Below are 1,541 nucleotides of genomic sequence, written 5' to 3'. Positions count from 1 at the left end.
GAACAGCTATCTTCCATACGTGCAAGGTTATAAGCGATCTTGGGAAACTGATCTAAGCCTTTTGCGTACACACCTGGTACCCAGGTTCGACAAACTTCATCTGGATCAGATCACCAGGGACGGGATTATGACCCTGCACCAGGAGCAAATTGCCAAAGGCGCAGCGCCGGCCTCTGCGAACAGGCTGGTTATTCTGCTGCGCTATATGTTTAATTTGGCGATCCAGTGGGAGACCCCGGGAGTTTCTGCTAACCCGACCGAGGGAGTGCCTCTGGCAGAAGAGAACAATCAGAGGGAAAGGTACCTGACCGAGGAAGAGGTACAGAGGCTCTGTAAGGCAGTTAAAGAAAGCGAGAACCCTTTGCTTGAGCCCATAATCTCCATGCTCATACTCACTGGTGCCAGGAAAAGCGAAGTGCTTAATGCCAAATGGGAAGACTTAGACTTGGAAAGGAAAAGGTGGAGGATTCCCTATACAAAATCAGGCAAGCCCAGGACTGTGCCTTTGTCAGAAAGTGCGCTGGAAGTTCTTAGGAGTGTACCCAAGGTGGAGGGCTCTGAATATATTTTCCCAAGTCCTGTGACGGGAAAGCCTTTCAACTCTATATATAATTCGTGGAACACAGCCAGAATAAAATCCGGGCTGGAGGATGTGAAAATCCATACCCTGAGACATAGCTTTGCCAGTTTCCTGGTTAACGCCGGTCGGAACTTGTATGAGGTAGGTAAACTGTTGGGGCATACCCAGATGAGGACAACAATGAGATATAGTCACCTCTCGGATGAGACACTGGCGGAAGCGGTGAATACCGTGCCTCTGAAGAAAGTAGCTTAAGGATAGCCACCCTGGGTGTATGGGCTCAGGGTGGCCTTATGGATAAGGTTAGTTCTGTGCTGCCCGATTTACAAGCTCGGTGAATTCTTCAAGGGACTGGGTTCTGAGCACCTTTCTGTTAAGAGCCCTTAAGTTCTCCAGAGATTGAATGGATTTAATTTTCTCGTGGACCATACCGGGTAGAGGGCCGTAGGCTTCTGTGGCGATATCTATGAGGGTTTCATGGGCATTTTTTAGTTCAGCTTGTTTCTCCCACACAGGTTTTTCCTTAATGGCCTTATTGTAACCTCGTTCTTCCAATACTTCTGCTGTGGTTCTCACGGTTTCTCCTCCTTTGGGAAGATGTTTGACCTTCTCTTCTGCCTCTTCGGGCGTTTCGTCCGTGGCTATAAGCAAATACTTGATCAGGATTGCAAAGATTTCATGAGCTTCTTTGGCACCCAAACCTTTAAACAACAGCTCTAAAGCTTCATGTATCTTATCTCTTTTTTCCGGATAAAATATGTATTCAAGGACCAGGTGAAAAACCTCAAGGGTAATGGAGGATTTGACCTTTTTCTTATTGATCACCGGGACTTCATGCAGGAGATGTTCAAACTTTGGAATATACTTCCTGTAATGCTCCGACGGTAGATTAAAGAGGTCAGAAAACTCCAGGCTATAATTCCACCTGGCTGTTCCGTGATAAAAGACCAGGGGAACTATG

The 1,541-nt window shown here is 47.0% G+C and carries 2 protein-coding genes; one reads left to right on the top strand and one right to left on the bottom strand.

The features are described 5' to 3' along the window. The coding region (locus D5S03_RS03875; RefSeq protein WP_287042741.1) for a tyrosine-type recombinase/integrase at positions 1–835 on the top strand (835 nt) is incomplete at its 5' end. A gap of 48 nt (positions 836–883) precedes the next feature. On the opposite strand, the gene D5S03_RS03870 is transcribed toward D5S03_RS03875, so the two are convergent. Then, a partial coding sequence (locus D5S03_RS03870; RefSeq protein ID WP_287042740.1) for an Rpn family recombination-promoting nuclease/putative transposase occupies positions 884–1,541 on the bottom strand: 658 nt, incomplete at its 5' end.

The organism is Desulfonatronospira sp. MSAO_Bac3, from assembly GCF_003838035.1.
Classification (GTDB): domain Bacteria; phylum Desulfobacterota; class Desulfovibrionia; order Desulfovibrionales; family Desulfonatronovibrionaceae; genus Desulfonatronospira; species Desulfonatronospira thiodismutans.
The sequence above is the reverse complement of the archived record's forward strand: the minus strand, read 5'-3'. Positions and strand labels throughout refer to the sequence as shown.